7 protein-coding genes are annotated in these 5,689 nt (G+C 73.7%); 4 read left to right on the forward strand and 3 right to left on the reverse strand.

What is annotated here, in order from left to right:
• The coding region (locus tag AB0G02_RS26695) for an NAD(P)H-binding protein (protein WP_360798718.1) at positions 1 to 734 on the reverse strand (734 nt) is incomplete at its 3' end.
• A gap of 98 nt (positions 735 to 832) precedes the next feature.
• On the opposite strand from AB0G02_RS26695, the gene AB0G02_RS26700 reads away from it, so the two are divergent.
• On the forward strand, positions 833 to 1,228 hold the full coding sequence (locus AB0G02_RS26700; protein WP_360798721.1) for a helix-turn-helix domain-containing protein: 396 nt from the start codon (positions 833 to 835) through the stop codon (positions 1,226 to 1,228).
• A gap of 109 nt (positions 1,229 to 1,337) precedes the next feature.
• Here the strand turns inward: AB0G02_RS26700 and AB0G02_RS26705 are convergent, their stop codons facing one another.
• Entirely contained in the window at positions 1,338 to 2,636 is a 1,299-nt protein-coding gene (locus tag AB0G02_RS26705) for a cytochrome P450 (RefSeq protein ID WP_360798724.1), read from the reverse strand.
• Positions 2,637 to 2,749: 113 nt separating this feature from the next.
• On the opposite strand from AB0G02_RS26705, the gene AB0G02_RS26710 reads away from it, so the two are divergent.
• Complete coding sequence (locus AB0G02_RS26710; RefSeq protein ID WP_360798727.1) at positions 2,750 to 3,241, forward strand: hypothetical protein; 492 nt, start codon at positions 2,750 to 2,752, stop codon at positions 3,239 to 3,241.
• On the forward strand, positions 3,238 to 3,726 hold the full coding sequence (locus tag AB0G02_RS26715; RefSeq protein ID WP_360798730.1) for a hypothetical protein: 489 nt from the start codon (positions 3,238 to 3,240) through the stop codon (positions 3,724 to 3,726). The genes AB0G02_RS26710 and AB0G02_RS26715 overlap by 4 nt, the downstream gene beginning before the upstream one ends.
• On the opposite strand, the gene AB0G02_RS26720 is transcribed toward AB0G02_RS26715, so the two are convergent.
• Complete coding sequence (locus AB0G02_RS26720; RefSeq protein ID WP_360798733.1) at positions 3,723 to 4,904, reverse strand: cytochrome P450; 1,182 nt, start codon at positions 4,902 to 4,904, stop codon at positions 3,723 to 3,725. The genes AB0G02_RS26715 and AB0G02_RS26720 overlap by 4 nt on opposite strands.
• 93 nt (positions 4,905 to 4,997) lie before the next feature.
• On the opposite strand from AB0G02_RS26720, the gene AB0G02_RS26725 reads away from it, so the two are divergent.
• The coding region (locus AB0G02_RS26725) for a helix-turn-helix domain-containing protein (RefSeq protein WP_360798736.1) at positions 4,998 to 5,689 on the forward strand (692 nt) is incomplete at its 3' end.

Here is a 5,689-nt window from a genome sequence, read left to right on the forward strand (position 1 = left end):
GTGGGCGTGCCGAGCACGTCCAGGGTCGCCTCCACGACCGGTTCGGGCATGAACCGCGCCATCCCCGCCGCGGCCTCCGCACGGGTCAGCTCGACGAACCGGACCGGCTCGCCCAGCGCGTCCGCGATCGCCGCGACCTGCTGCCGCGGCGTGAGCGCCGCCGGACCCGTCAGCACGTAGGTGCGCCCGCCGTGACCGTCCTCCCGCAGCGCCACGGCCGCGACGGCGGCGATGTCGTCCGGGTCGACGGCGGGCAGCGCGACGTCCCCGAACGGCGCGGCGGCGACCCGGTCGGCGCGGATCGTCCCGGCCCACGCGAAGGCGTTGGAGGCGAACGCGCCGGGCCGCAGCACCGTCCACTCCAGCCCGGAAGCCCGCACGGCGTCCTCCAGGTGCGACGGGTGGTGCAGCGTCTCGACGCCCTGGGAGGACAGCAGCACGACCCGGCGGACGCCGGCTCCCCGCGCGCGGTCGAGCACCTCGCGCACCGCGGTGCCGCCACCCGCGCCGGCCAGGAAGTCGCCCGACGTCAGCAGGAACAGCGCGTCGGCGCCGGCCAACGCGGGCTCCAGGCTCGCCGGCTCGGACAGGTCCGCCCGCACCCCCCGCACCCCGGGCGGCACGTCCGGCGCGGAGATCCCGCGCGACACGGCCGTCACCTGCTCGCCGGCCTCGACCAGCAGCCGCACCAACGTCCGGCCGACGTTCCCGGTCGCCCCGGTCACCACGATCATGATCACTCCCGTTCGTCGCTTCCTCGCTGACGCCGGGAACGTTAGTGTCGCGGGGATAGTAGGTACCCAGGGGAAAGTAATGGCGGAGGGGGCCGGTTGTGACCAGCGGCACACGCGAGGCGGTCGACCCGGAGCAGGCGTGCCCGATCTCACCGGTGGTGGACATCGTGTTCAGCCGCTGGACGACCCCGATCCTGTGGGCGCTCAACGAGTTTGGCCGGCAGCGGTTCGTGGAGCTGTCCCGCCGGCTCACCACGATCACGCCGAAGGTGCTCACCCAGCGGTTGCGGCAGCTCGAGCGCGACGGTCTCGTCGTGCGCACCTATCACCCGGAAGTCCCGCCGCGGGTGGAGTACGAGATCAGCGAGCTCGGGCGCAGCCTCGCGCCGTTGTTCGCGACGCTGGCCGAGTGGTCCTCGGAGAACCTGGGCAAAGTGGAGCGGGCCCGGTTGGAGCACGACGCCCGGGACCGGGTCGGCGGCCGGCGGAACTGAGGGAGCGGCCCGGAAATCCGCACTGGTGCGGAAAAGGCGCAACGACCCGCCGCGGCGGCGGTGCGGCGGGTCGACGCGCGGTTACCAGCATGCACCACATTCCCGTGGCTCAGCTGATGGTTTGCACGATCGGGTGTTGTTTTGTCACATTCGTTGCAACGGGGAGCTTCGCCGCGCCGCGGATCACCCGTGACGGCCGGCGGCGCACCGGGCCGGCCGCGGTGAGGCCGGGGAAGCGGCGGAACAGCCCGCGCAGCGCCGCCGCACCCTCCATCCGGGCCAGCGACGCGCCCAGGCAGTAGTGGATGCCCGAGGAGAACGCCAGGTGCTCGCGCACGTCCGCGCGGTCCGGGTCGAACCGGTGCGGATCGGTGAACACGGCCGGGTCGCGGTTGGCCGCCGCCAGCATGAGCATGATCGGTGCGCCCTTCGGGATGCGCACCCCCGCGACCTCGGTCGGCTCGAACGGCACCCGCACCGTGTACTGCACCGGCGGGTCGTGGCGCAGGGTCTCCTCGACGACCGCGTCGGCGTGACCGGGGTCGGCCAGCAGGCGGGCCCGCGTCTCCGGGTGGCCCAGCACGGCCAGCGCGGAGTTGCCGATGAGGTTGACCGTGGTCTCGAAACCGGCCACCAGCAGGAGTTCCGTGGTGGCGATCAGGTCTTCGCGGCTCAGGTCGTCGTGCGCCGCCAGCGCGGACACGACGTCGTCGCCGCCGGGGTGCCGCCGCCGGCGTGCGACGAGGTCGTCCAGGAACTCCTCGAACTCCCGCAACGCGGCGTGCAGCGCCCGCATCTCGCCCAGGTCGCGCACGCCGTCGAGCGCGTTGACCAACGCCTTGCCCCAGCGGGCGAACGCCGCGTGGTCCGCGCCCGGCACGCCGAGCAGGTCGGCGATCACCTGGATCGGCACCCGCGCCGCGAAGTCGCCCACGAGGTCGAACGTGCCGCGGTGCGCCACCTCGTCCAGGTACTCCTCGACGACCCGCTCGACGGTGGCGGTCTGCGCGCGCAGGCCGCGTGGCGTGAACCAGGGCGCGACCAGGCGTCGCAACCGCGTGTGGTCGGGCGGGTTGCGCACCAGGAACGACTCCTCGACCGGGTTCACCAGCCGTCGACCGTCGACCTCGACCGACGAGTCCACCGGCGACAGCGCACCCGCCCGCAGCGGCCCGAAACCGGGGTCGCGCAGCAGTTGCGCGCACAGCTCGTGCGACGCGGTCAGGTACACGCCCATCTTCGTCTTCACCAGCACGCCCTGCCGGCGCACCGACTCGTACACCGGGTAGGGGTCGCGCTGAGGGCTGATGTCGAGCAGGCGGGCGGCGGGATCCCCGAGGAGGGCCCGCGCCCGGACGATCCTGCGCCCCAGGAACAGCAGCGTCGCGTTCTTCACCGTGGACGGCATGGCATCACGGTGTCGTGAATGCGAGAAAGGTTCAAGCCCGGCGCGGGTGAGGCGGCGGCCCGGGCGGTAAATCCGCTCGCGCCGCCGCACCGCCCGTCCTACTCTCCGGCGCGATGACCTCCGTGCTGTGGCTCCTGGGCCCCTCCGGCGTCGGCAAGTCGACGGTCGGCTGGCTGGTCTACCGCACCCTCGACCGCGCCGCCTACGTCGACGCCGACCAGCTCGGCCTCTGCTACCCGTCGACCGGCGACGACCCGGAGAACCACCGGGTGAAGTCGAGTGCGCTGGGCGCGTTGTGGCCGGACCTCAAGGCCGCCCCGCTCGTCGTCTCCGGCTTCCTCGACAGCCTCGGGGAAGCCCGCCGGTACACCGATCGCCTGCCCGGCGCCGACGTCACGCTGTGCCGGTTGGGGGTGGGCCGGGAGGAGCTGCGCGCCCGGTTCCTCGGTCGCGGCTGGCTGACCGAGCAGGTCTACGTCGTCCTCGACGAAGCCGAAGCGCTGGAGCGCCCCGACTTCGTCGACTTCGCGGACTTCACCGTGGACACCGGCGGCCGCTCGCCCGCCGACGTCGCGGCGGAGATCCGGGAGAGGTGGACACCGTGACCGTGCTCTGGATCGCCGGGCCGCGCGCGGTCGGCAAGTCGACCGTGGGTTGGGAGGTGTTCACCCGGCTGTGCGCGCGCACCAAGTCGGGGTACGTGGACCTGGCGCAGATCACCTTCACCACACCGCCGCTCGACGTGGCGGCCAAGGCGCGGCGGCTCGACGCGGTCCTCCGCGTCCACCGCGAGGAGGGCGCTCGGCACCTCGTCGTCACGGGTGAGCACCACCCGGACCTCCTCCCGGAGGCGCACCTGTGCTGGCTGCACGCGAGCCGCGACCGGCTCGTGGCACGCCTCCTGCTGCGTGGCGAGGGGAAGGGGCCGCCGATCCCCGGCGACGAACTGCGGGGTGCGCCCGAAGCCGACCTGTGCCGGTCGGCCGAGGTCGTGCCCGCACCGCCGGCGGCCGACCTGGTGGTCGACACCGACGACCGCGCGGCCGGCGAGGTCGCGGACGAGATCGTCGACCGGTTCTTCGCCGCCTAGCGGGTCGTGCCGGTGACGCGCAGCGACGCCGACCGCCACGTGCCGCCGTCCGGCGTCCGCTGCGGTGCCTCCGCCAGCGCGAGGTCCGGGTACCGGCGCAGCACCGCGGACAGCGCCACCTCGGTCTGCACCCTGGCGAACGCGGCACCCAGGCAGAAGTGCACGCCGTGCGAGTAGCCGAGGTGCCCGACGGACGGCACGCGGGTGATGTCCAGCCGGTCCGGCGAGGTGTGCACCCGAGGGTCGCGGTTGGCCGCCACGATCGCCGCCATCACCGGTTGGCCCGCGCCGATCACCACGCCGGCGACGGTCACCTCCTCCCGCGTGTACCGGGGCACGGTGAGCAGCTGCGGGCCCGCCCACCGGGTCAGCTCCTCCACGGCGCGCGGCATCAGACCGGGGTCCGCCCGCAGCGCCGCGAGCTGGTCGGGGTGGGTGAGCAGCGCTTCCAGGCCGTTGACGATGAGGTTGGTCGGCGTCTGCCCGGCCAGCACGAGCTGCCACACCAGGGTGACCAGCTCGACGTCGGTGAACCGGTCGCCGTCCTCGTCCTGCACGCGCAGCAGCAGCGAGATCAGGTCGTCCCCCGGTGACGTGCGGCGCAGCTCCACGGCCTCCTTAGCGCCCTCGATGACCGCGGGGATCGCCTCGATGAACGCCGGCCCGAAGCCCGCCGCCACGGCCGCGCCGTACTCGCGCCACCGAGGGCGGTTCGCGTCCGGGATGCCCACCAGCTCGCAGATCACGTCCATCGGCAGCGGGCGGGCGAGGTGCGGCACCAGGTCGACCGGGTCCTCGTCCGGCAGGGCGTCGAGCAACCCGTCCACGATCACCTCGGCCCGCGCCCGGAACTCCTCGGCCCGGCGGGCGGTGAACGCGGGTGCGGCCAGCTTGCGCAGCCGCCGGTGCTCCGGGCCGTTCATCTCCGACATCGTGCGCAGGTAGGGCCGGCAGTGCTCCGGGACGCCCGGCAGGCCGACGAAGCTGTTCGCGTTCACCTCGAACCGGGGGTCCGCGAGCATCGCCTTGGCGTCCTCGTACCGGGTCAGGATCCACACCGACCCCATGCCGGGCAGGGGCATCCGGGCCACCGGCGAGGCCTCGCGGGCTTCGCCGTAGGCGGTGAACGGGTCGAACAGCACCTCGGGCTGGGCGGGATCGATCACGGGAACGGACAACAGGGCCTCCGGATGTTCAAGTCAGATGTTCTCATCATCTGAATGGTCACGGTATCTTGCCGGTACGACGCCTGGCAAACGAGGAGCGTGGCCGTGAGGCTGAGCAGGGCGGAGGCGCAGGAGCGCAACCGGGCGAAGGTGCTGGACGCCGCCCGCGCCGAGTTCGCCGAACGCGGGTTCCGGGACGCCAAGATCGACGCGATCGCCCAGCGCGCCGAGCTGACCAGGGGCGCGGTGTACTCCAACTTCCCCGGCAAGCGGGCCCTCTACTTCGCCGTGCTGGCGGACCTGGCGGAGCGCGCGACCGCCCCGTCGTCCCCGCACCGCGGGACGGACCGGCGCCAGGCCCTCGGCGCGCTTGCCCGCGCGTGGGTCACCTCGCTCGGCCACGACCCGCTGGCGCGCGACTTCCTGGCCGAGGTGGCCGCCGAGGAGGTGACGCGCCGGCCGTTCACCCAGCTGTTGAAGCTCGACGCGGTGCTGCTCAGCCTCGCGCTGGAAGCCGTCCACCCGTTCGTGCCGCCGGGAGCGCCCCCGCCCGGAGCCCCGCCGGCCCGGATGGTGCGCACCGCCGAAGTCGTGCTCGCCGCGCTGCACGGCGCGAGCGGCCTGGCCACCGCCGCGCCCGGCTTCCTGGAGCCGTTCGACGTGATCAGCGCGTGCGAGCAGCTCGCCGGGCTGGAGCTGAACGACTGGTGGGCCGCGCCCCCGGCCGCGGCGGTGCTGGCCGAGGTCCGGCCGTGGTCACCGCCGACCGCGTTCGACGTCGTGCGCGGCGAACGGGT

This window comes from Actinosynnema sp. NPDC023658 (genome assembly GCF_040639995.1).
Classification (GTDB): domain Bacteria; phylum Actinomycetota; class Actinomycetes; order Mycobacteriales; family Pseudonocardiaceae; genus Actinosynnema.